Genomic DNA, 21577 nt, shown 5'->3' with positions numbered 1-21577 from the left:
GGATCGTTGCAGGTGAGAGACGCCGTACCGAAGGAATGAGAGTGTCTGATGGCCGAGTACCTGTACATCTTCGGAGATGAGGACCGCAAGAAGTTCGCTCGCCTGATCGCGGTCTCGTGGTCCGACGGGGAGCTCCTGGCGCGTTACGAGGCCGAGCCCCGGGTCGTGCTGCGCGAATACGGCATCACCTACCCCGAGGGGATGGCCACGCCGCCGCTGCCCGCGCGGCCACGGGGTGAGTTCGACGTCTCCGAGATGGAGTTCGCGGCCGGTGCCGAGAACGGCGCGCTCGCGACCATCAGCACGGTCGGCTGCTATGCGGGGTGCATGGGGAGCACACCGTGACCGCCGAGACGGTCATCGAGGTCGACGGCCTCCGCAAGCGCTACGGCGCTTTCACGGCGGTCGACGGCATCTCCTTCGAGGTCCACCAGGGTGAGGTGTTCGCCCTGCTCGGCACCAACGGCGCCGGCAAGACCACCACGATCGAGATCCTGGAGGGCTACCTCAGGCCCACCGACGGCACCGCGAAGGTCTTCGGCCACGACCCCGCCGAACGCGGCCCCATCCGGTCGAGGATCGGCCTGGTCCTCCAGGAGTCGGGCCTGTTCGGCGACCTGACGGCGGCCGAGACGGTCACCGCCTGGCGCCGCTTCACCACCAACGCCCGGCCCCTCGGCGAAGCCCTCGACCTCGTCGGCCTGACCGGCCAGGCGAAGACGAAGGTCAAGCAGATGTCCGGCGGCGAACGCCGCAAACTCGACATCGCGCTGGCCACGCTCGGCCGTCCGAAGCTGCTCTTCCTCGACGAGCCGACCACCGGCCTCGACCCGGAGGCCCGCCGCCGCATCCGCGACCTGGTCGCCGGCCTCGCGGCCGACGGCACGACGGTGCTGCTCACCACCCACTACCTGGAGGAGGCCGAGCAGCTGGCCTCCCGGGTGGCCATCATGGACCGGGGCCGGATCGTGGTGCACGGCACCATGGCCGAGGTGCTCGGCCGTGGCAGCGGCCGGGTCGCCTTCGAACTGCCCGACGGCGTGACCCCCGAGGGGCTGGAGGTCGGCGCCTCCGACGTGCTGACCGTGACCGGCCGCAGGTGCGTGATCGTCACCTCCGAGCCCGAGACGGCCGCCCACGGCGTACTGGGCTGGGCGGCCCGCACCGGCGTGCGGGTGAGTGGTCTCGACGTGCGCCAGGCGACCCTCGAGGAGATCTTCCTGGACGTCGCGCAGGAGGTGCGGGCGTGACCGCGTACACGATCGCGCACTTCAGGCTGACGCAGAAGCTGTTCTGGCGCACCCCCGTCTCGATCTGGGTGGCGCTGGGGTTCCCCATCGGGTTCGCCTGGCTGCTGCCGCTGGCGGTGCCGAACCCCGAGCGGCTCATCGTCGGCATCATCGTGATGGGCGCCGGGCTGCTGGGGTTCGCGACCCTGCTGGAGTCGTTCGTGGTGAAGCGCCAGGCGCTGATCCTCAAGCGGCTGCGCGGCACCGAACTCCCCGACCTGGCCATCTTCGGCGGCGAGATCCTCACCGTGGTGTCGATCGGGCTGGTCCAGCTCGTGGCCATCGTCGCCGTGGCCAACGGGGTGCACGGCCTCGCGCTGCCGGTCAACCCCGCCCTACTCGTGATCACGGTCCTGCTGACGCTCGCGGTGTTCGCCGCGATGGGCGTCGCGGTGAGCGGCCGGACCCCCTCGTCGGGCGCCATCATCGCGGTGAGCCTGCCGTTCCACCTGCTCACCATGGGTCTGTCCGGTCTGTTCGTGCCGCTGTCGGCCTTCCCCGACTGGGCCCGCGCCGCCTCCGGCTTCCTGCCCTTCGGGCGGGCGGCCGAGGGGATCGAGCTGGCCTACTTCGGCGGCTTCGAGGTGCTGTGGCCGGGCTGGCTCGTCCTGGCCGCCTGGCTGGTTCTGTCGCTGCTGGTGGCGAGGAGGTGGTTCAAGTGGGAGCCCAGGAGAGGCTGATCGGCGTCGGCCCCGGCACGGTCCGGCTGGCGCGCATCGCGGCGGCGGTCTTCACGGTGGGCATGGCGGTCTTCGCCGTCATCCCCCTCGCGGAGGTGCTGAGCTTCTTCCCCGGAGCCAGGGGCGCGCTCGGAGTGCTGCTCATCACCGGCCTGACCGGCGGATATCTGTGGCTCGGGGTGCGCGCCGTGCTCGGCCGCGGCGCCCGCCGCGACCTGCTCGTGTTAGGTGCCATGACCGCCCTGACGGTGGCGATGCCGTTCACCGCGGGCCCGTCGTGGCTGAGCCTCGGTTTCATGCTTCCGTACGTGTTCGCGGTGACCCTGCGCGGCCGGGCGGCGTGGATCGGTTTCTTCGCCGCGCTCGCCCTGGAACTCGCCCTGTCGGCCGGCCAGAACCTGAGCTGGGTACTTTTCAGCGGGCTCCAGAGCACGCTCACCGCCGCCGCGATCGCCGGCCTGACCATCTTCGCGACGCTGCTCAGCGAACTCCAGCGCACCCGCGAGGAACTGGCCCGGCTCGCCATCACCGAGGAGCGGCTCCGCTTCGCCCGCGAACTGCACGACGTCCTCGGCCACAACCTGTCGGTGATCGCGATGCGCACCGAACTGTCCATGCGCATCCCGGCCGACCAGCTCCCCCGGATGCACCGCGAGCTGACCGAGATCCACGACATCGCCCGCCGTTCCCTCCACGACGTGCGCGCGGTGGTCAAGGGCTACCGCGAGATGTCGCTGGAGAAGGAGCTCAGCGGGGTCCGCAAGGTCCTGGAGAGCGCCGGGGTCAAATGCGACTTCGCAGCCCTGCCCGCGTCCCTGTCGACGGAGGTCAGGGTGGCGCTGGCCTGGGCCGTCAGGGAGGCGGCCACCAACCTGCTCCGGCACAGCGACGCCACGGTGTGCCTGCTCGACGTCGAGGAGGAGGGTGACCGGATCAGGGTCACCGTTTCCAATGACGGTGTACGTCCGGAACGCCCCTCCGCCGCCAAGGCCGCCGAGAACTCGGTCGGCGGCAGCGGACTGGCCGGACTCGACGAACGACTCTCGCAGGTCGGCGGGAGCTGCGACAGGCACCTCGAAGACGGCTGGTTCACGCTGTCGCTGGACGTTCCGGGTCGCCCGCTCGCGGCCACCCTCACCTCTGCCACAGGAGACCGGAAATGATCAAAGTTCTTATCGCTGAGGACCACGATCTCATCAGAGGCGCCCTGATCGCCCTGCTGTCGGAGGAACGCGACATCCGGGTCATCGAGGAGGTCTCCCGGGGCGACGAGATCCTCACCGCCGTCGTCGACAGCAAGCCCGACGTGGCCCTCCTCGACATCGGTCTCCCCGGCATCGACGGCCTGGAGGCGGCAGGCCTGATCCGGGAACTGGAGCAGCCGCCCCCCGTGCTGATCCTCACCAGCGTCGGCTCCCCGGGCAACTTCGACCGCGCCATGGCCGCCGGGGTGCGCGGCTTCCTGGTCAAGGACGCCCCCGCCCACCGCCTGACCGACGCCATCCGCGCCGTGGCGAGGGGTGAACGCTACATCGATCTCGACCTGGCCGACGACGGCGGCAACGGCGACCCCGAGATCACCACCAACCCGCTGACCGCCCGCGAGATCACCGTCCTGTCGGCCCTGGCCGCCGGTGGCCGCAGCAGTGACCTGCGCGGCAGCCTCGGCCTGTCGGCCCACACGATCAGGAACTACCTCGCCGCCGCCCGCCTGAAGACCGGTGCCCGCAGCGACGAGGAGGCCGTCCGCATCGCCCGTGCTAACGGGTGGTTAAAGGACAATGCCGACGGTTGATCGCGAACCCCTTAAGCGTCACGATCAGTAGGAAACTCGACGCCCCGGACACACAGCGGAGACCACTCGTGGCGCAGGAGAGCGAAGCGCAGGTCAGAGGGCTGTCCATCGGCGTTGTCGCGCCCACGGGCGCGCTCTGGGCCCTCACCCCCATCGCGTTCCTGCTCGTCGGCGACGTGATCAGAGCCCTGCTCGCGACCGTCATCCTCGTCGGCCTGCTCGTCGTCCACACGAAGGTCGTCGTCGCCCACATCGCCGCGACCACCCCCCGGCCGGGCGCGGCCCGCACGTTCCTGCTGTTCGCGGCGGTCGTCTACGGCTCGTTCCTGTTCCTCGGCCTGTCGTGGATCTACACCCCCCTCATCGTCGGCACGGCGGCCCTGCTCCTGCTGCGCTTCCGCCTGGCCGTGGGGGTGCTGTGCGCGGTGACCGTGGCCGAGTTCCCGCTGGCCCTGGCCCTGGGCGAACCCTCTCCGTCGTCCGCGCTCCAGACCAGCGCGGCCGTCCTGGTCGCCTCCGTGGTCGCCGCCGGGATCGTCCACTACGCGCGGTTCATCCGCGAGCTGCGCGAACTGCGCGCCATGCTGGCCGAGATGGCCGTGGACGAAGACCGGATGAGAATGGCCGGAGAACTCCACGACCTGCTCGGGCAGACGCTCGCGTCGATCCGGTTGAAGACCGAGGTCGCCCTGGCCCTGTTCGACCAGGACCGGAGCCGCGCCATCGACGAGATCGAGGCCACCATCCTCATCGCCAGCGAGGCCCGCGAGGAGATCGGTGACGTCATCGCCGCCCGCCGCTCCCTGGACCTCGGCGCCGAACTCTCGGCGGCCGTGGCCCTGATCGAGCTGACCGGCGCCCACTGCGACCTGCGGCTGGGCATCACCGAGATCGACGAGGTCACCGGCGACGCCCTGGCGTGGATCGTCCGCGAGGCCGCCACGAACGTGGTCAGGCACAGCGGCGCCCGCAACTGCCTGATAGAGCTCGACGACAAGGACGGCCGGGTCGGGCTGCTGATCCGCAACGACGGCTCGCGCCGCTCGGCCAAGGGCGACGGGTCGGGCCTGGCGGGCCTGGCCCAGCGGGTGGACAGGCTGCACGGTGAGCTGGAGGCGGGCGAGACCGGCACGGACGGCTTCGAACTGCGGGTGTGGCTGCCCGCCGTACACGATCAGGAGAGAGTGATCACCGTTGATTCGCGTACTGCTGGCTGAAGACCATGGCGTCGTGCGGGGAGCCCTGACCGTCCTGCTGAACCTGACCGGCGACATCGAAGTGGTGGCCGAGACCGACCGCGGCGACAAGGTGGTGGCCCAGGCGCTGGTGTCCCTGCCCGACGTGGCCGTTCTCGACATCGAGATGCCGGGGGCCGACGGGATCGAGGCGACGAGCCGGCTGCGGGCGGCGGTGCCGACGTGCCGGGTCCTCATTCTCACGGCGCTGGCGCAGACGACGCTGCTCAAGCGGGCCATGGACGCCGGTGCCAGCGGGTTCCTCCTCAAGGACGCGCCCACGGAGCGGCTGGCCGAGAGCATCCGGCGGATCGCGGCGGGGGAACGGGTGATCGACGCCTCGCTCGCGGTGGCGGCCATGACGGCGTCGGCGTCCCTGCTGACCGACCGGGAAGCCGACGTGCTGAGCCTGGTGGGCCTGGGGGCGACGACGGGGGAGATCGCCGCCGAACTGCATCTGTCGGCGGCGACGGTACGCAACTACATCTCGAACATCATCACCAAGACGGGCGCGCGGAACAGGACCGATGCGGTGCGGATCGCGGTCGACTCGGGGTGGATCGAGAGGCCCCGGCCCAACACGGCCACACCGGCCTCCCGCCGCTGATCACCGCCGCGCGGCGCCGGGGGCGCGGGAGGGCGACCAGAAGAGCGTGAACATCCCGCCCGCCAGGACGAGGATCGAGACGATCAGCAGCACGACCGTGGTGGGGAAACCACTCCCTTCGTCCGCGGCGGCCGTCTCGGTCGGCTGAACCGACGGCCGGTCGGGCGTCGGCCCCGGCGCCATGAGGTCGTCCGCGAACTTCCGCGCCGACTCCTGGGGGTTCAGGCCCGGTCCTGATCGCCACTCGGCCTCCAACTGCTCGGAGACGCCCACCAGGCTCGCCTGGATCCCGGTCGGCAGTCCCGTGCCGAGCACGTGGATGGCCTGCGGCGGCAGCGTCTCGTCGAGCAGGGGCGACTGCTTGAACACGACGGGGAGGTCGGAGGGCAGGATCGCCATGGTGACGTCGCCCCGCTCGACCGCCTCGACGATGTCCTTCTGCGGCATGCGCACCAGTTCGAGCCGGGGGTACTTCTCCTTGAGCTCCTCGGCGTCCGGGAAGTCCGTCCGGACGGCGATGACCGCGTCATCCGCTTCGAGCGAGCCGGGCAGCTCGGCCTCTTCGATCTTCTCCGGGTTGAAGATCAGCTTGTTCTCGACCGGCGGCGGCTCCAGCAGGGGGCTGTAGCCGGGATAGCGGTCCCGGTGGGTGGTGACCACGATCTGCGGCTGCGACGCATCGAGGGTGCCGAAGCCGCGCACCTCGGCGAAGTAGCCCCGGTTGCGCATCATCTGGGCGTAGATGTCGGCCAGATACTGATCGCTCTGCCCGGCCTGGACGACGACCGTCTGCCGGGTCTGCTGCACGCCGGACGTGGCGGTCCCGACGGGCAGCGAGACGCCGTCCTTCGCGCCGGTGAAGACGTCGACCGCGACGACGAGGAAGAGCACGACGCCGGCGGTCATCAGCGACAGGCCGACGGCGTATTTGGGGACGTTGCCGGGGAGCACCCTCCGGCCGCGGGCCCTCTTGATGATCTGCTTGACCTGCCGCGGGGTCGTCCCCTTGCGGAGGAGGTGCGCGGCGGTCTCCGTGCCGGCGGTCTCGGAAGTGAAGGCGGCCGAGGCCAGGGCCGTGTAGCGCAGTTCGGGGTGCGCGTATCTCCCGATGGGGCTGGTGAAGCAGTCATATCTGTCCATGACCGACTGCAGCCGGATCCGGTCGTCGTCGGTGGTGACGGCCGCCAGCAGCGCCTTGATCAGCTGGGACACCTGGGTGTCCTGTGTCGCGTGCCGCAGCGACTCGGCGTACCGGTCGAGCATGAAGGAACCGTGGTGCGAGACGGTGGGCTCTTCGGGAGCCGGAGCCGGGGTGGGCAGGACCTGGGTCGGCGGCGTGGGTGCCTCTTCTTCGGCGGGTGGTTCCGCCGCCACGACGTCACGCCGGTGCCGCTCCGCATCGGGATCGGCGCACTCCTCCAGGAGATTGAGCGCCTTGAGGCTGCCGTTCGGGGTGAACGAGAGCCGGGCGGTCTTCTGCGCGAGCCGCTCGACGAGCTCCCCGGGAGTGATCCGGAGATCCTGGAGCTGCCGGAAGTAGTCGGTGGCCGTCCGCTCCCCGGCGGGCGGTTCGGTCCCCTGGCTCCAGACGACCTTGTGGGTTCCGTCGGCGGCGTGCGGCGCGAACGACAGCCTGATCTTGTGGTCGGCCGTCGCGCTGACCCAGGTCGCGGCGGTCAGCCTGGTGCGCATGCCGTAGGGGAGCAGCGACGCGACCTCGTCGATGAACTGAAGCCGTTTGTGCATCGGCTTCTGGTCGGCGCCGACCACGCACACGTGCTTGCCGGTCATCAGCAGCCCGGCGGCGCTCGCCGCGTCGACGTACATCTTCTCGGGGAGGTCGGCGTGGGCCCGGACCGCGATCGTGGTGGGACGGGTGTCGCCGAGGTCCTTGAAGGCGTCGTACAGGGCCTCGTAGCTCACCCGATGCCCCATGAGCTGCTCATAGGGGATGTAGAACCACCGGGTGTAGAAGATCTTGCGGTTGGTGCCGTCGCGGTGGCCCGAGTATTCGTTCTGGAGGGCGAGGACCACGTAGTGGATCTCCTGCCCGTCGGGCTGGCGGGTGCCGGCGAAGGCGATCGTCACCTGGGGCTGGTCGCCGGAGGCGCCGGTGGCGTAGCGGCTTCTGATCTCGTCGAAGATGCGCAGGTCGAGGCCCCGGCTGTGCTCCAGGACCTCGTAGTCGTTGTAGCTGCCCGGCGGTTTGCCCTCCACTGCCCACTCATAGTCGACGGTCACGTGACGGACGGTCGCGGGGCTCTCGGTCATCGCGAACGCCCCTGTTTCGCCAGACGCTCACCGAGCCACAGCATCGGCTCGACGACGTTGATCGGATAGACCGGGCCCCGGATGCGCAGGGCGGCGCGGTCGGACTCGTCGGGGATGAGGTTCAGGTAGTCGTTCCAGTCGAAGGTCTCGGTGTGCTGGTCGACGTAGAACCCGATCGACGACGTCACGTAGAAGCGGATGCGGTCGCGGTGGAAGAACTTGTCGAGGGAGTTGATCACCATTTCGGCGCTGCCGGTCGCCGAGACCCGGGAGAGCTCGCGGAACAGTTCGCGGGCGTCTTCGACGGCGACCCGGGGGAAGCCGTGCTTGTCGTCGAGGTCGGGGGCGATCAGACGCTGCTTCTGCGCGGTCTGCAGGACGCGGGGGTCGTCGAACTTGGTGATGCAGACGGCGATGTGGTGCGGCAGTTTGCCGCCCTCGAACTGGCCGGTCTCCAGCATCTTCTCGGCCAGCCGGTTCAGCGGGCCGTGGAGGTGGTCGTAGGCGTCGCCGACCTCGAACTCACGGATCGGGTCGAAGAGGAAGACGATGCCGCGGCTCTGGGTGAGGTTGGCCATCAGCTCCTCCTGCCGCTCTTCCGCGCCGCCCACCCTGCTCTTACTGGGCGCGAAGTGGCCGCCCGGGGCGTCGACCATGGTGAGCCCGATCATGGTGGACGTGCGCCGGCTCCGGAACAGGCCCGACGGCGACGGGCCGATCAGCGCCCACTGGTAGGTCTCCAGGGCGGTGCTGGCCTCGGGGAACTCCTTGCCCGAGGTGAGCGCGCTCGTCATGTCGGTCAGGTAGGCGGAGGACTCCGGATTCTGCCCGACGATCTTCCAGTCGTCGTCGCGGCGGTTCAGCGCGACGGACAGCGCGGCCAGCAGCGTCGTCTTGCCGCTGCCGGGGGCGCCCCACATGGCGATGTGGTGGCGGGGCGTTTCGGGCATCTGTTCAGTCACTCCACGTCGATCAGGGGGAACGGGACGGGGACGGCGTCGGAGGTGAGCCCGAGACCGGAGGTGAGCCCTCGGATGTCGAGCGCGTCGAAGTTCGCCAGGGCGGCGGAGCCCAGCCGCTGCCACACCCGTGGCAGCTTGTCGCCGATCTGGAAGTCGACGACGGCGCCGAAGACGACGCTCTGCTCCAGGCGCGCGACCGTGGCCCGCCAGTCGTGGCGGTGGGGGCAGGGCAGCACCCGGGATTCGTCGATCTTCGGCGGGTGCGGGGGCCGGTCGCCGATGGTCAGCAGCGCGACGGGGGAGGCCGGGTCTCCGGCGAGCCGCCGGTCGACGACGGCCAGCATGTCCTCCACCTGGGCGGCGTGCGGGTGGTAGGGGTAGCCGGTGGTGATCGGGCCGCGCTCCTCGAGGTCGTCGAGGACGCCCTGGGCGGTGGCGACGTCGACCTTCCACGCGCGCACCTCCACCCGGTGCTCCTTGGCCGAGCGGTCGAACGAGTGGGCGCCGTAGGCCACCACCGAGACCGCCAGCCCCGGCCGGTTCGACAGCGTCGAGACCACCTGACGGGCCCGGCCGACCCGCTCGGCCACCTTCGGCTCCGCGCCGCAGACCTCGATCGCGCAGATCAGATGCCCCGGGCCGGTGCCGCGCGCGGGCATCCGGGCGGGGACCTCGGCGACCAGTTCGGCCCAGCCACGCCGGTCGGCCGACAGGGCGGGGAGCCCGCCGAACCGCACCCGGCCGGGCCGCCGCAGTTCGGCGGTGACCTCGTAGGAGCCGGGCGGCAGCGCGGCCGACTGCACCGACAGCAGCAGCGGTTCGTGCCCCTGCCAGGTGACCACCGCGAAGGCGGTGCCGTTCGGCCCGCCCCGCTCGCAGTGCAGGGTCATCGTCGTGGTCGCGCCGGGCCGGGCCTGCACCGGGAACAGCGGCACCGTCGCCAGTTCCAGGCTTCCGTCGGTACGCGGCCGTAACACCACCAGGTCGTAGGAGCGCGTCAGCGGATCGGTGCCGAGGACATCGGTGACCACAGGGGAGATCGACTCGTCGGCCCGCAGCGCCGGCGCGTCGGGGAAGGCCGCGCGGAGCCACTCGAACGCCTGGTCGGCCCGCGAACTGCCGGGCGAGGAGCAGACGAACACGGCGTCGTCGTCGGGGTCGATGTCGGCCACCCGGAACAGGGCCTCGCGGTCGTGCGCCAGGTCGACCCACGGCGTGTGCCACCGGCGGCCCCGGGGGACACCGTGGTCGTCGCGGACGATCTTGAACGAGGTGACCCCGTCGGCGGCCACCTCGACCACATCCAGCCTGCCGCTCCCGGTGAGACCCGCCACGGCCTTGGCGAGCGCCTTGCGGAGAAGGTCGTTGTCGGGATCGGGCACCGGGTGCGCCTCCGATTTGGTGTCGTCAATTAACGGGTTAGGGATGGTGCCGTAATCACATCCCGAAGCTTTACACGAAGTTCCCCGGTTTAAAGCGAAGTGCGATAATGCGGATAGGCTAGCGGGGGTTGGCCGTGACTGCGAGGATCTGGACCCAGCACGGAACGTGAAGCTTCACGGGTGGGGAAAACATGAGGCGCTTTCTGATCGCGTTATCCGGAGCGCGACCGGACGTCCTGGCACGAGTCAAAGGTGAATCCGCGAAATTCGAGGGTGTCGGCGGCGCGGTGCTGACCACGGCCGTGATCGCCGTGATCTCGATGTGTTTCGCCCTGGTCAGCGCCCTCGGCGTGAACGTCTTCCTGGCGGTGCCCGCCGCGCTGATCTGGGGCTTGATGATCCTGAGCCTCGACCGGTGGCTGGTCACCACGATGCGGAGCGACAGCCCGCGCCGTTTCGCGCTGGCGGTGCCGCGTCTTCTCATGGCCGTCCTGCTCGGCGCGGTCGTCTCGACGCCACTGGTGCTGCAAATCTTCAAATCGGAAATCGATGCACAAATCGTAGAAATCAAGCAGGAGCGCGCCGAGGCATTCCTGCGCGACCAGTCCGCGGGCGAGGTGGGCAAGAGCGTCGACGAGCTGCGCGCCGATGTGACCCGCCTTCAGCAGGTGATTTCGTCCGGCGGAGACGTTCCGGTCGACCTCACGCAGGATGCCAAGATCAAAGCACTTCAGGTCGATCGTACGAACGAAGAGAAACAGGCCGAAAAGCAGTACAAAGAGTGGCAGTGCCAGCTCTACGGCGGCGCCGGATGCACCAAGAAGGGCGACGGCCCCCTCGCCCAGAGCAGCAAGAAGGCCTACGACCGCAGCCAGACCCGCATCGCCACCCTGACCCGGCAGATCGAGAACCGGAAGAAGGAACTTACCGCCGCGGGCGCCGACGCCAAGGAGAACAGGCTCGCCAGCGCCCGGGAGGCGCTGCCGAAGGCGCAGAAGCAGCTCGACCTGGCCGTGCAGCGCCAGTCGAACCTCCAGAACGCCTTCGACGACGAGAACCTCGTGACCGACGGCCTGCTCATCCGGCTGCAGGCCCTCGACGAGGTCACCGGCGAAGACGCCACGCTCAGCACCGCCCGCATCGTGCTGTTCCTGCTGTTCCTCCTCATCGAGTGCCTGCCCGTGACGATCAAGCTCATGATGCGGCCGGGCAACTACGAGAAGGTCCTCGCCCTCGCCGAGAAGGACGAATACCGCAGCGCCCGGGGCGCCTTCAGCGGCGGCGGCCCGGCGCCCGGCCCGCGCGGCGACACCGACCCCGGCGGGTCGTGGAACGTCTGGGGCGTCTGGAACCGGTCGGCCGACACCGGCGACGGCTGGAAGTCGCCCGGCACCTCGACCGAACGCGGCCCCACCGGCACCAGCGTGGAAGACCGCCCCGACCCCACGGGCGCCCACCGCGGCGACGACGACGCGCTGCGCCGGATGAACGACACCCGCGCCGCCCGCCTGTCGAGCATGGACCGCCCCGGAGGAGTGGAGCTCCTCCCCGACGACGACCACTGACCGCCGCATGATCAAAGGCAGATACGAGCTGATCAGGCAGCTCGGCGCGGGCGGCATGGGCACCGTGTGGGTGGCCCACGACACCATGCTCGGCCGCCGGGTGGCGCTCAAGCGGATCACCCTGGCCGGCGGCAGGGAGGCGGCCGAGACCCAGCGCCAGCGCGCCCTGCGCGAGGCACGCGCCGCCGCGTCGGTCCACCACCCGGCGGTGGTCCCGGTCTTCGACTGGTTCCTCGACGACGACGGCGCCCCCTGGATCGTCATGGCCTACATCGAGGGCACCACCCTCGAACAGTGGATCGACGAGGGCCGCCACACCGAACACGAGGTGGCCTCGCTGGCCCGCCAGGTATTGGGCGGCCTGATGGCGGTTCACCGGGTGGGCGTGCTGCACCGCGACATCAAGCCCGCCAACATCGTCGTCACCCACGACCGGCAGGTCTGCCTGGTCGACTTCGGCATCGCCCGCATCGAGGGCGAGATCGGAGTGACCGCGACGGGTCTGCTGCTGGGCACGGTCGAGTACATGGCGCCGGAGCGGATCAACGACCACTCGCAGTCCCCGGCGGCCGACCTGTGGTCGTTCGGCGTGACCTTCATCCACGCGCTGGAGGGCCGCTCACCGTTCCGCCGCGGCACCGTCCCCGCGACGTTCTTCGCCATCCTGAACGACGACCTCCCGGCGGCCCGCCGCCCCGGTCCCCTGTACGACGCCCTGACCGCCGTCCTGCCCAGAGACCCCGGCCGCCGTCTCAGCGCCCGAGACCTGGCCGCCCGACTCGACGCGATCCTCGCCCCTCCGGTCGCCACGCCGACCAAGGGGAACCACAGCCCTGCCCCGCCTCCTCCGCGACGCGCGCCAGCCCCGCTCCGGGAGCCGGACTCTTCTCAGCGTCGTGCGCCGGTTCCACCTCGGGAGCCGGACCCTCCCCCCCGACGTCCGGCGGCTCCACCTCGGGAGCCGGACCTTCACCCGCGGCGGTCCGCGGCCGCGCGGCCGGTCCCGCCGAAGGAGGCCAGGGGGACCGGGCCCTATGCGCGGATGGAACCACGTGAGGCGGCCCGGGAACTCGACGCCCTCGCGACGACGCGCCCCAGCGAGGCGACCGTGGCACTGACGGCTCTTCCGGCCGACCGGGCCGGGCGGATCCTGGGGTTCATGCGGCCCGACGCCGCGGTCGCGGTGTTCCGGGTCCTGCCGCCCGCCCAGGGGGCGCGTCTGCTCGCGCAACTGAGTGAGCGCTCTGCGGGGACCCTGCTCGGCATGCTCGGCGTCACCGCCGCCGCGATCCGGCTGGTCGAGGCGATGACGCTGGTGCGGGCCTGCGCCGTGCTCGAACACGTGGTGCCCGAGGTCACCGCCGGGCTCCTGAAATCCTCGACGGACGGCCGGTCGGGCCGGATCCTGAAGGGGCTCAGCCCCGGGGCCCGTGACCAGGTCACCTCGATCGGATGAACGAGCGATCCCAGCTAGTTGGACAAATGGTAGATATTTAACTTAAAGGGCAAGTTGGGTTATGGCTGCCACTTCCGGAGTTTTCGGCCGGTTAGTAAAAGTAGCATTGTTAGGATTTACTCATATAACCTGCTCGACCCGATAATGTGACCTATGTCAGCTGAAGGTTGAGTCGGCACGGGCCGTCATCATCGAGGCGGGGAGATGGCTCGCAGCAGGCTTAACGTATTTCTTGACGTCGCGCTTTCACTGATAGTCGTCCCGCTTTCAATGGAGGTCGTGGCCGACCGGCTGACTCCGTCGGTGAAAGTAATGCCGATGTGGGATTACACGCTGATCGGTGGAGCGCTGGTCACGATAGTCATCAGACTGCGGCTTTGGCGGTGGGTGCGGCGGCCCTGGAAAGGCGTGCGCCGCTACAACGTCCCACTGCCGGACGACTGGACGTGGCGCCCGGAAGCCGACCGTGTGATCGACCTTCTCACCAGGGACGATGCCGTCGACGTCGGCCTGCACGGCCCCGGCGGGTTCGGTAAGACGTCACTCGCCCGCGCCATCAGTGGTGACCAGCGAATTCGCGAGCATTTCCGCGGTGGCACCGAGTGGGTGCGCGTCGGACAGCCGAGTGTTCAGACCGACGGTGCCGAGCTGCTCAGGAGTTTCTGCGCCTCACTTTCGATGCGCGACGGCTCGCCGCCGAAAGACCTCGGCCAGATGATGAGCGTTGAACACCTGACCGCCTATCTCGTCGAGCTGCTGGAAAAACGAGACCGTGTGCTCGTGGTGGTCGATGACGTCTGGACAGAGGGCCAGCTGGAGCCGTTTCTGGCACTGGGAGAAAAGGTCTGGCTTCTTGTCACCGCGCAGAAATGGAAGGTTTTCCCGCGCCGAAAGGATTTCGTCCGGGTCCAGGTGCAGGTCCTGGCGGCGGACGCCGCCAGGACGATGCTCTCCGGGGCGCTTCCCGATCTCAGCCCCAAGATCCTCGACGAACTGCTGGAGGTGACCGGCAGGTGGCCCCAGCTGCTGGGCCTGGTCGTCCGCCGGCTGGCGACGGAAGTGGGGCGGGGCGCGGTCGCGGACAAGGCCGCGAAGAAGGTGATCGCCCAGTTCGACGAGGCCGGGATAACCGCCTTCGACGTTGAGGACAGTGAGAAACGCGAGACCGCGATCAGGGCGACCATCGAGTACAGCCTGGCCGTGCTGTCCGAGGACGCCCGAAGCCGATTCCTCGAGCTGGGGATCTTCGCGCCGAATGTGGACGTGCCCCTGGAGACCGCCGCCCAGCTCTGGCGGGTCACGGCCGGCCTGTCACCGGCGGAGGCCGAACGACTCTGTGACGACCTCGCCGGTCTGTCCCTGCTCGCGCTGCGCGAGGAGAACGACCGCCTGGTGATCACCCTCAACAGTACGATCCGGCTGTTCACCCTTTCGCCGAGCGTTCTCGGTCCGGCGCAGCGGGTCACACTGAACCGCTCGTTCGTGGACGCGTCCCGCGGCCTGCTCGTTCAGGAGGGCGTGCCGGACACCCCGTGGTGGCTGCTCCCGAGAGATCATTTCCTCTGGGACCAACTGGCCTATCACCTGGCCGGGGCCGATTGGCAGCCGGAACTCACGCGGGTGGTGACCAATCTCGAGTGGGTGCTCGCCCGTCTCGAACAGCCGGGTCCCTGGGCACTGGAATCGGACCTCGGTTTCTCCACGGCGAGGGACGCGGGCGAGATCCGCCGGCTGATCGCCCGGGTCGGTTACCTCCTCGGTGACGTGGCCAGCGGGGAGCTCGTACGGAGCAGCCGTCGCACGCATCTCAGCGCCCTGCCCGTCTTCCGCGCCCAAGTGGAGGAGACGGCCGTCGCCGAGCGGCCGGACCTGCTGCAACTGCTTCCCATTCCGGAGAGCCGTGAGTCCGACCCCATGCGGACGATGCCCGCACACCATGACGTCGTCACCGCGGTCGTGATCATGGAACGAGGACGGTTCGTCACCGGTTGCCGCGACGGGACGGTCTGCATGTGGGACATCGACAAGGGCACCCTGATCAGGAGGTTCAAGGGTCACACCGCAGCCGTCACCGGCATCGCCGTCGCCCGGGAGGGGACGCTGCTCGCGACGGCGTCGGAAGACCAGACGATTCGCCTCTGGAACTGGGAGGACGGCACGCTGCAGGCCGTCTGCGAAGGCCACACGAACACCGTGACGGCGGTGGCGATACGGGCCGACGGCTCTCGCATCGCGAGTTCGTCCATGGACGGGACGGTCAGGACCTGGGACAGGAAGGGCAGAGAGCGAGGTGCCCTCAAAGTCCAGGGCGGCTGGTCTACGCCGTCGCGTTCTCCCCGGACGGCACCTGGCTCGCGACCGCGTCCATGGACGGGAGGGTGGGACGGTGGGACGCCAACGGCATGCCGATGGTGGAACTGGCCGCACACGAGCACGCCGCGACCGCGCTCGCCATCTCTCCCGATGGGAAGTGGGTCGTCAGCGGGTCACGCGACGCCACTCTGCGCGTCAGCGACTCGGAGGGGATCACGGGTAAGGGGCTCAGCGGGCACACGGGAATGATCAACGCCGTGGCCTTCTCCCCGGACGGCACCTGGGCCGCCAGCGCGTCGGACGACAACACGGTGCGCATGTGGCATCCCGGCGACGGCACGCTCAGCGCCATTTTGAGAGGCCATACCGAGCCGGTGACCGCTCTGGCGATCTCTCCCGACGGAACGCGGCTGGTCAGCGCCTCGGGCGAGTCAGTCCGGGTCTGGGACACCACCGACGTCTCGAGCATCACGGCGAGCGAACACATCGGAACCGTGTACAGCGTCAGCGCGGCACGTGGCGGAAGACTGCTGGTCAGCGGTTCGGACGATGCGACCGTACGCCTGTGGAACGCCAGAGACGGCCGTCAGGTGGCCGTGCTCGAAGGGCACACCGATGCGGTCACCTCGGTGTCGGTCGCCCCCGATGGCGGCTGGCTGGCCAGCGCCTCGAAGGACAAGACCGTGCGCCTGTGGCCGATCCACGGTGAGCGTGAGCCGCTCGTGCTCAACGGGCACACCCGTCCGGTCCACGCGGTGGTGATCGCCTCTGATGGCAGCTGGCTGGTGAGCGCGGCCGACGACGCGCTTCTGCGGTTGTGGAACGTCAGGAACGGCCATGAGACGCGCCGTCTGATGGGTTACAACGGCTGGCTGCAGGCGGTCGCCGTCGCTCCCGACGGAACATGGCTGGCCAGCGCGTACATGGGCGGCCAGGGAGTGAGGCTGTGGAACGCCGACGGGAAGGAACGGGGGCATGTCCTCGACGGCCACACGGGTGCCGTCGCGGCGATCGCGATCTCCCCGGACGGAGCATGGCTGGCCGCCGCCTTCATGCAGGGCGAAGATCATTCGGTGCAGTTCTGGAGCTCCGATGGCGTTGAGCGGGGATCCCTGACCGGCCATTCGGCCCTCATCCGCGCGGTGGCCATCTCCCCTGACGGCAAGTGGCTGGCCACGGCCTCCGACGACAAGACGATCCGGCTCTGGACGACCGGTGAGAACGCCCACTGCGTGGCCGCCGTGCGTTGCGGCGGGAAGATGTACGACGTGAGCTGGGGCTCCTCGCACATGCTGATCGCCGGTGGAGCCCGAGGCCTCTACGTGTTCACCCTGTCAGGCGCCCCGCGACGCGGATCCGCGTCGCGGGGGTCCGAACCCTGATCGCCGTTGCCGGGCTCACGGGTCAGTTGCTGCGGACGATGACGTCGCCGTGCGAGGTCGAGGCGGTGATGTCGACCGCGGCCGGGCCGTCGATCTTCTTCAGGTGGTTGGTCAGGTTGCCGTAGCCGGTGGAGACCATCAGGCCCGCGCCGACGCCCTCGGCCACGCCCACCTCGACCTTCCCCGACAGCGTCGTCAGTTCGAGCTGCCCGCGCACCGCCTCGGCGACCCTCACGTCGCCCTTCTCGATGCGGACGACGACCGGGCCGTCGGTGGTGCCGAGTGCCACGTCGCCCTGCGCCGTGCGGATGGTGGTGGCGGCGAACCGGCCTTCGGTCCGGAAGCCGGTGGCCAGGCCCCTGCCGTCGACGGCGGAGCCTGACGGCACCTCGACGACGACCTCGACCGAGCCGCTGCGGCCGAACCTGGGGCCCTCGGGCGACTTGACCTTCAGGACGCCGCCGGTGAACTCGACGGTGGTCTGACCGGCGGCCTTCACGTCGGCGGAGCTGTTCGGGTCGGTGGGGCGGACGTCCACGATCGCGTCGGTGCGGTCGGTGGCGACGAGGCGGACGAGGCCCATCGGGACGTCGAGGTCGGCGGTGATCGGCTGGGTGGTGGCGAACTTCTGCATGATGCCCTCCGAGGCGTTCTGCGGTGTTTCCGACAGACGAAAGGCTATGTTGCGTTCACTGATTTCTCAATCTCCTCGTTGCGTCCTAGACAAGAAATAGCAGCTCAAGGCCGCTAAATTGTTGCACTAGGTATGTGAATGAATGCAATGCAACGTCTCGACGTGTTGCAATGATGTGTGGGTGAAGGGCATACTCGGCAACGTCGTACACGCGAAGGAGGGGTGCCATGCCGGGTGGAAGGCTCAGCCAGCAGGATCGTCAGCAGATAGCCGTGGGGCTCGCCGACGGGCTGGCCTACGCCGAGATCGCCAGGGGGCTGGGGCGGCCGACGTCGACCGTCACCCGTGAGGTCATGCGCAACGGCGGGCCCACCGCCTACCGGGCCGAGATGGCCCACCGGGCCACCGAGAAGCGGGCCCACCGGCGTAAGAGTTCACCCGTGCAGGCGCCGGAGGCGGCGCCCGACGCCTACGGGCGCGACGCCGCGGCCGTGCGCGACTTCGAGGAGGTGCTCACGGCCTCGTTCACGGCGTCGGGGCTGCCGCGCATGATGTCGCGCATCCTGACCTGCCTCTATGTCAGCGATGACGGTGGGCTGACCGCCGCCGAGCTGGTGCGGCGGCTCCAGGTCAGTCCGGCGTCGATCTCCAAGTCGATCGCGTTCCTGGAGAGCCAGGATCTGGTCCGCCGGGAGCGGGAGGACAACCGCCGGGAGCGCTACGTCGTCGACCTCGATCTCTGGTATCGGTCGACGATCGCCAGCATCAAGGCCAACGAGCGGCTGGCCGAGGTCGCCCGCGAAGGGGCCGAGGTGCTCGGCGAGTCGACCCCGGCGGGGCAGCGGCTCGAATCGGTGGCGCGTTTCCTCGATCTGATCAGCCGGGAGTTCAGCCGGGCCACCGAACAATGGCGCGACGTCCTGTCCCAGGACCGGTAGGGCGGCGGCCGTTCGCTCGATGCGCACGTGGCAGATCGCTGGTCTCAGGCGCCACGGTGGTCGGCCGCCTGCGGGACGCGCAGGTGCCAGTCGGTGGCGCGCTGGAAGGCGTCCACGACCTTGAGCACGACGCCGTCGCCGGACGGGCGGCCGGCGACCTGTAGTCCCAGGGGCATGCCGTCGGCGGTGAATCCCGACGGCATCGAGGCGGCGGGGTTCCCGAGGGCGCTCCAATAGGGGGTGTACGCCGTGCCCAGGCCCTGGGTCGGGTCGAGCTCCTCCAGGAAGCGCAGGGAGATCGCGCCTTCGACCGAGGTCGGCGTGAGCACCACGTCCACCTCGTCGAAGATCCTGGCCACTGCTCTGCGGCCGAAGCGGCGGACCCGTTGCGCCTGGGCGTAGTCGGCCTCGGTGTAGCGCGAGCCGCAGGCGAGGGCCAGGCGGGTGGTGGCGCCGTAGTCGTGCCAGCGTCGCCGCAGGTCGGCCTGGTGGTAGGCGAACGCCTCGTAGTGGAGGACGACGGTGAGCGCGATGGCGAGCTCGTCGTAGTAGGGGAGTTCGACGTCGACCACGTGAGCGCCGCGGCTGCGCAGCACCTCGACGGCGTCGTGCAGCACCGAGGGCAGGGCCGGGTCCTCCTGCTCTCCGGCGACGCGGAACAGCCGGTCGACCCCGATGGTCAGGCCGGTCAGGTCGCCGTCGAGATGGTGGGCGACCGGCTCGGCGGCGATCACTTCGAGCAGCAGGGCGCAGTCGAGCGCCGACCGTGCCATCGGCCCGATCGTGTCCAGGCTGGGGGAGAGCGGCACGCAGCCGGACCTCGGCACGAGTCCGTAGGTCGGTTTCAGGCCGGTGATGCCGCAGTAGGCCGCGGGGGCGCGGATGCTGCCCGCCGTGTCGGTGCCGAGTGCGGCCGGGACGATCCCCGCCGCGACGGCGGCGGCCGAACCGCAGCTGGAGCCGCCGGAGAACCGGGACAGGTTCCACGGGTTGCGGGTGATCGGCGCCCGCTTGCCGTCGGGCGGGCCGATGGCGAACTCCATGGTCGTGGTGGTGGCGAGGATGACCGCCCCGGCGTTCCGCAGCCGTTCGACGACGACCGCGTCGGTGCCGTCGGGCGGCCAGTCGAGGATGGCGCTCCCGGCGGTCGTGTGGCCGTCGGCGATCTTGAGGATGTCCTTGACCGCGATCGGGACGCCGCCGAGCGGGCCGAGGTCGTCGCCGAAGGTGACGGCGGCCGCCGCTCGCTTCGCCTGGTCGGTCAGCCGGGATTTCAGGGCGTGCAGCCGCTCGTCGACCTGGTCGGCGCGCCGGAACGCCTCCCGGACCAGGCTCGTGCTGGTGACCTCACCCGAGCGCACGTCTTCGACGGCCTCGGCGAGGGTGCGCGGCGCGATGGCGAACAGGAGGTCGGCCGCCGCCCGCGCCTCCTCGTAGCCGCGGGCGAGGGCGACGACCTCGCCGGAGGAGGCCGACGCGAGGAGGTCGGGAGCGAGGAGGTCGGGAGCGAGGAGGTCAGGAGCCGGGTGATCAGCCACTGCGCTCGGCCGCGAGCTGGTTGCGGCGGATCTTGCCCAGGTCGTCGCGGGGGAGGACGTCGGCGAACTCGATCGTCTTGGGCGCCTTGTAGTGGGCCATGCGGTCGCGGCAGTGCCTGCGCAGTTCCTCTTCGGTGGGCCGGTTCGTGGGGTCGGTGACGACGATGGCGTGCACGCGGCGGCCCCACGCGTCGTCGGGCAGGCCGACGACGACCACGTCCAGGACGGCGGGGTGTTCACCGAGGGCCACCTCGACCTCGGCCGGGTAGACGTTCTGGCCGCCGGTGATGATCAGGTCCAGCCGTCGGTCGGCGATGAACAGGTAGCCGTCCTCGTCGAGCCAGCCGAGGTCGCCGACGCAGACCGCGCCGTCGGCGGTGGCCGTGGCCGGTTCGGCGCCCCAGTAGGCGTAGTTGTCGGCGTCGGCGGTGTAGCCCGCCGGGGGGCTGATCCAGCGCAGGTAGATGTTGCCAACCTCGCCGGGGGCCAGGTGGTTGCCGGCGTCGTCGAGGATGCGCACCTCGGTCAGGTCGCCGCCCCTGCCGACGCTGCCGGGGTGGGCGAGCCACTCGTCGCCCCAGATGAAGGTGCCGCCCGCGCTCTCGGAGGAGCCGAACGCCTCCAGCACCCGGCCGGGGCCGAGGAGGTCGAGCCAGCGCCGCTTCACCCACTGAGGGCAGACCGCGCCCGCGTGGTAGAGGGTGCGTACCGTCCCGAAGTCGCGGGAGTCGAGGTCGGCCACGCGCAGCATGCGCAGCATCTGGGTCGGCACCATGACCGTCCAGGTGACCTTGTGGCGTTCGATCATGTCGGCCACGAGTTCCGGGTTGAACTTCTCCAGCAGCACCACGGTGCAGTCGTGGAACAGGTTGCCGTAGGTCTGCAGGAACGGCATCGCGTGGTACATCGGGCTGGAGATCAGCGCGATGCCGCCGGGCTCCCGGCCGAAGATGTCGCGCTCACCGGGTTCGAGGGGCACGGCCGTCAGCGGCCGGGGGTTGACGAGGATCTTCGGGCGGCCCGAGGAGCCGCCGGTGGCCAGGGCGGTGCCGGGCTGCGAGACGACGTCGGGCAGGGGTTTGTCGCTGTAGGCCTCGGCGTCCATCAGCTCGGTGGCGCTGATACCCGGCAGGTCCCACATCTCGGTGTCGCCCGCGACGAACAGCTCGCGCCCCGACTCCCGGGCCGCCGCCAGCGTCTGCTTCCGCTCGAACTCGGGCAGGGCCGCGTTCATCGTCAGTACGCACGCCCCGACCTTCCAGGTGGCGAACGACGCGACCGCGTGGGCGATGCCGTTGGGGAGGGCGACCAGCACGACGCTCTCGGGGCCGACGCCGGCCTCGGCCAGCCTGCGGGCGGCCTGGTTGCTGCGGCGGTCGAGCTCGCCGTAGGTGATCACGGTCTCGCCACCCGCCTGGTGGGCCACGATCAGTGCCGGTTTGTCAGGTGTGGACGCCGCCAGGGTCCCCAGGCGCCGCCCATAGGTCACGGCCTTCGTCGATGTCACAGGACCCCCAGGCTGGTAGCGCC

At 69.9% G+C, this 21577-nt stretch carries 17 protein-coding genes and 2 pseudogenes; 13 read left to right on the top strand and 6 right to left on the bottom strand.

The genetic code is table 11. The features are described from left to right. Positions 1–48 precede the first annotated feature (48 nt). The 7 genes from ACYQ78_RS34665 (at position 49) to ACYQ78_RS34635 (ending at position 5606) form a co-directional block, all read left to right on the top strand. A complete protein-coding gene (locus ACYQ78_RS34665) occupies positions 49–345 on the top strand; it encodes a hypothetical protein (protein ID WP_459805190.1) in 297 nt (98 codons plus the stop codon). Continuing rightward, the gene (locus ACYQ78_RS34660) at positions 342–1250 is read left to right on the top strand and encodes an ABC transporter ATP-binding protein (RefSeq protein ID WP_459805189.1); all 909 of its coding nucleotides are present in this window, start codon (positions 342–344) and stop codon (positions 1248–1250) included. The genes ACYQ78_RS34665 and ACYQ78_RS34660 overlap by 4 nt, the downstream gene beginning before the upstream one ends. Continuing rightward, the gene (locus ACYQ78_RS34655) at positions 1247–1969 is read left to right on the top strand and encodes an ABC transporter permease (protein ID WP_459805188.1); all 723 of its coding nucleotides are present in this window, start codon (positions 1247–1249) and stop codon (positions 1967–1969) included. Before ACYQ78_RS34660 ends, ACYQ78_RS34655 begins: the two co-directional genes overlap by 4 nt. After that, the gene (locus ACYQ78_RS34650; protein ID WP_459805187.1) at positions 1948–3132 is read left to right on the top strand and encodes a sensor histidine kinase; all 1185 of its coding nucleotides are present in this window, start codon (positions 1948–1950) and stop codon (positions 3130–3132) included. Before ACYQ78_RS34655 ends, ACYQ78_RS34650 begins: the two co-directional genes overlap by 22 nt. Then, a complete protein-coding gene (locus ACYQ78_RS34645; RefSeq protein WP_459805186.1) occupies positions 3129–3764 on the top strand; it encodes a response regulator transcription factor in 636 nt (211 codons plus the stop codon). The genes ACYQ78_RS34650 and ACYQ78_RS34645 overlap by 4 nt, the downstream gene beginning before the upstream one ends. A 68-nt stretch (positions 3765–3832) precedes the next feature. Then, a complete protein-coding gene (locus ACYQ78_RS34640; RefSeq protein WP_459805185.1) occupies positions 3833–4981 on the top strand; it encodes a sensor histidine kinase in 1149 nt (382 codons plus the stop codon). A gap of 13 nt (positions 4982–4994) precedes the next feature. Further along, a complete protein-coding gene (locus ACYQ78_RS34635) occupies positions 4995–5606 on the top strand; it encodes a response regulator transcription factor (RefSeq protein ID WP_459805184.1) in 612 nt (203 codons plus the stop codon). Here ACYQ78_RS34635 and ACYQ78_RS34630 read toward each other — a convergent pair whose 3' ends face one another. Genes ACYQ78_RS34630 through ACYQ78_RS34620 form a run of 3 tightly spaced genes read right to left on the bottom strand, consistent with a single transcriptional unit; the run spans position 5607 to position 10221 of the window. Further along, positions 5607–7877 (bottom strand): hypothetical protein, encoded by a 2271-nt coding sequence (locus ACYQ78_RS34630; RefSeq protein ID WP_459805183.1) that lies wholly within the window; start codon positions 7875–7877, stop codon positions 5607–5609. Beyond that, positions 7874–8827 (bottom strand): hypothetical protein, encoded by a 954-nt coding sequence (locus tag ACYQ78_RS34625; protein WP_459805182.1) that lies wholly within the window; start codon positions 8825–8827, stop codon positions 7874–7876. The genes ACYQ78_RS34630 and ACYQ78_RS34625 overlap by 4 nt, the downstream gene beginning before the upstream one ends. 8 nt (positions 8828–8835) lie before the next feature. Next, on the bottom strand, positions 8836–10221 hold the full coding sequence (locus ACYQ78_RS34620) for a hypothetical protein (protein ID WP_459805181.1): 1386 nt from the start codon (positions 10219–10221) through the stop codon (positions 8836–8838). A 191-nt stretch (positions 10222–10412) separates the two neighbouring features. On the opposite strand from ACYQ78_RS34620, the gene ACYQ78_RS34615 reads away from it, so the two are divergent. The 5 genes and pseudogenes from ACYQ78_RS34615 to ACYQ78_RS34595 all read left to right on the top strand — a co-directional run bounded on the left by ACYQ78_RS34615 (position 10413) and on the right by ACYQ78_RS34595 (position 16937). After that, positions 10413–11786, top strand: coding sequence for a DUF4407 domain-containing protein (locus ACYQ78_RS34615; protein WP_459805180.1), 1374 nt, complete (start codon positions 10413–10415; stop codon positions 11784–11786). A gap of 7 nt (positions 11787–11793) precedes the next feature. Continuing rightward, entirely contained in the window at positions 11794–13242 is a 1449-nt protein-coding gene (locus ACYQ78_RS34610; RefSeq protein ID WP_459805179.1) for a protein kinase domain-containing protein, read from the top strand. Between the two features lie 204 nt (positions 13243–13446). Then, positions 13447–15501: pseudogene (locus tag ACYQ78_RS34605) on the top strand (NB-ARC domain-containing protein); the annotation flags it as partial. Beyond that, positions 15414–15599 (top strand): annotated as a pseudogene (locus ACYQ78_RS34600) (hypothetical protein); the annotation flags it as partial. The pseudogenes ACYQ78_RS34605 and ACYQ78_RS34600, both read left to right, overlap by 88 nt. Before the next feature lie 21 nt (positions 15600–15620). Beyond that, a complete protein-coding gene (locus ACYQ78_RS34595; protein WP_459805293.1) occupies positions 15621–16937 on the top strand; it encodes a WD40 repeat domain-containing protein in 1317 nt (438 codons plus the stop codon). A 22-nt stretch (positions 16938–16959) separates the two neighbouring features. Here ACYQ78_RS34595 and ACYQ78_RS34590 read toward each other — a convergent pair whose 3' ends face one another. After that, positions 16960–17571, bottom strand: a complete 612-nt coding sequence (locus ACYQ78_RS34590; RefSeq protein ID WP_459805178.1) for a DUF4097 family beta strand repeat-containing protein — start codon at positions 17569–17571, stop codon at positions 16960–16962. 227 nt (positions 17572–17798) lie between these two features. Between ACYQ78_RS34590 and ACYQ78_RS34585 the strand changes: the two genes are divergently transcribed. Then, the gene (locus ACYQ78_RS34585; RefSeq protein ID WP_459805177.1) at positions 17799–18509 is read left to right on the top strand and encodes a GbsR/MarR family transcriptional regulator; all 711 of its coding nucleotides are present in this window, start codon (positions 17799–17801) and stop codon (positions 18507–18509) included. A gap of 44 nt (positions 18510–18553) precedes the next feature. Here the strand turns inward: ACYQ78_RS34585 and ACYQ78_RS34580 are convergent, their stop codons facing one another. Continuing rightward, a complete protein-coding gene (locus ACYQ78_RS34580; protein WP_459805176.1) occupies positions 18554–20047 on the bottom strand; it encodes an amidase in 1494 nt (497 codons plus the stop codon). Continuing rightward, on the bottom strand, positions 20040–21554 hold the full coding sequence (locus ACYQ78_RS34575; protein ID WP_459805175.1) for a class I adenylate-forming enzyme family protein: 1515 nt from the start codon (positions 21552–21554) through the stop codon (positions 20040–20042). The genes ACYQ78_RS34580 and ACYQ78_RS34575 overlap by 8 nt, the downstream gene beginning before the upstream one ends. Between the last annotated feature and the right edge of the window lie 23 nt (positions 21555–21577).

Source organism: Herbidospora sp. RD11066, assembly GCF_054661255.1.
The sequence above is the reverse complement of the archived record's forward strand: the minus strand, read 5'-3'. Positions and strand labels throughout refer to the sequence as shown.